We start from the raw sequence: 1,501 nt of genomic DNA, 5'->3' as shown, positions 1-1,501 counted from the left end.
CTAGACCGTATGGGGAGGCTGGGGCCTCGCCACATGTGATCGTGGGTTGCCGTCAGGAGTGGGTCCTGGCCGGTAGAGCCACAGATGTGGATGGAGGCCCCAGTGAAGGTTCAGCGTACGAGCATCGGGTTGGATGTGCACGCACGTTCGGTTGTCGCGTGTGGATTGGACGGAGACACCGGTGAGGTGTTCCGACGGCGGTTGTGTCCGGATCATCAGGAAGTCCTGGGCTGGGTGCGGGGGTTACCGGGGCCGGTGGCGGTGACCTATGAGGCCGGCCCGACCGGTTTCGGGTTGGCGCGGGCGTTGATCGCCGCGGGTATCGATTGCCGGGTGGCTGCACCGTCGAAGTTGCAGCGACCCGCTGGTGATCGGGTCAAGACCGATGCCCGTGATGCCGCGCATCTGGCCCGGCTGCTCCATCTGGGCCAGATTGTGGAGGTGAGGATCCCGAGTGTCGTCCAGGAAGCGGCCCGGGATCTGGTGCGGGCCCGCGAGGATTGCCGGGGTGATCTGATGACGGTGCGGCACCGGATCTCGAAACTGCTTCTGCGGCAGGGGATTGTCTACTACGGCGGGACCGCGTGGACAGGAAAACACGAACTGTGGCTGCGTAGCCAGCGGTTCGACGCCCTCGGCCTGCAGTTGGCGTATGACACCGCCTTCGAGGCGATGGTCGCCGCAGTGCACCGTCGTGACCGCCTCGACAAGGCGATCATCGCGATGGCCGCCGACTCGGAGTTCACCCCGGTGGTGCGGCGACTGGGGTGCCTGCGCGGGGTGTCGACCTTGACGGCGTTCGGGTTGGCCGTCGAGATCGGCGACTGGCACCGGTTGACGGGCCGCTCTATCGGTGCCTACCTGGGCTTGGTGCCGTGCGAATACTCCTCAGGGGACACCCGTGTGCAGGGCGGGGTCACCAAGACCGGTAACGGTCACGCCCGCCGGCTGCTGGTCGAAGCGGCCTGGCATCACCGCAGCCCGTATCGGCCCAGCCGGGATCTGCGTGCACGCTGGACGGCGGCCCCGGCAGCTGCTCAAGCTCGCGGGCATGCCGCCAATCATCGGTTGCACGATCGGTGGACTGGCTTCGATGCGCGCAAGAAACGTTCTGTGGTCGCCAACGCGGCCATCGCCCGGGAACTGGCCGGCTGGTGCTGGTCGCTGGCCATCCTCGACTGACTGGCAGTATCCCCACAACTGTTCCGGATAAGACCACTACGGTGTCGGCAAGCGTTTGGGAGTGACCCGCGCAAGTTCTATGAGCAAACATGCTGTCCCACAACATGTTCACGCTCGATCCTAGACACGCTGGACAACTCCGACTCGAACCCACGGTCCTGCGGTAACCAACCCGCGTATTTCAGACTGACCCGCGTCGGCATCGACACGCTCGACACTCATGCCGGGCTCATCCGGTACATCGAAGCGGCGGGCCTCTAGCGACGGCTACCGGCCCGCCGCTTCACCCTGCCCCTTGACAAAATGCACCCCATATCAG

The 1,501-nt window shown here is 65.4% G+C and carries 1 protein-coding gene; it reads left to right on the top strand.

From position 1 onward, the window contains the following. Positions 1 to 102 precede the first annotated feature (102 nt). Positions 103 to 1,182 (top strand): IS110 family RNA-guided transposase, encoded by a 1,080-nt coding sequence (locus ORI27_RS32800; protein WP_456085479.1) that lies wholly within the window; start codon positions 103 to 105, stop codon positions 1,180 to 1,182. The last annotated feature ends 319 nt before the right edge of the window (positions 1,183 to 1,501 follow it).

This window comes from Mycobacterium pinniadriaticum (genome assembly GCF_026242045.1).
GTDB classification, from domain to species: Bacteria; Actinomycetota; Actinomycetes; order Mycobacteriales; family Mycobacteriaceae; genus Mycobacterium; species Mycobacterium pinniadriaticum.
The sequence above is the reverse complement of the archived record's forward strand: the minus strand, read 5'-3'. Positions and strand labels throughout refer to the sequence as shown.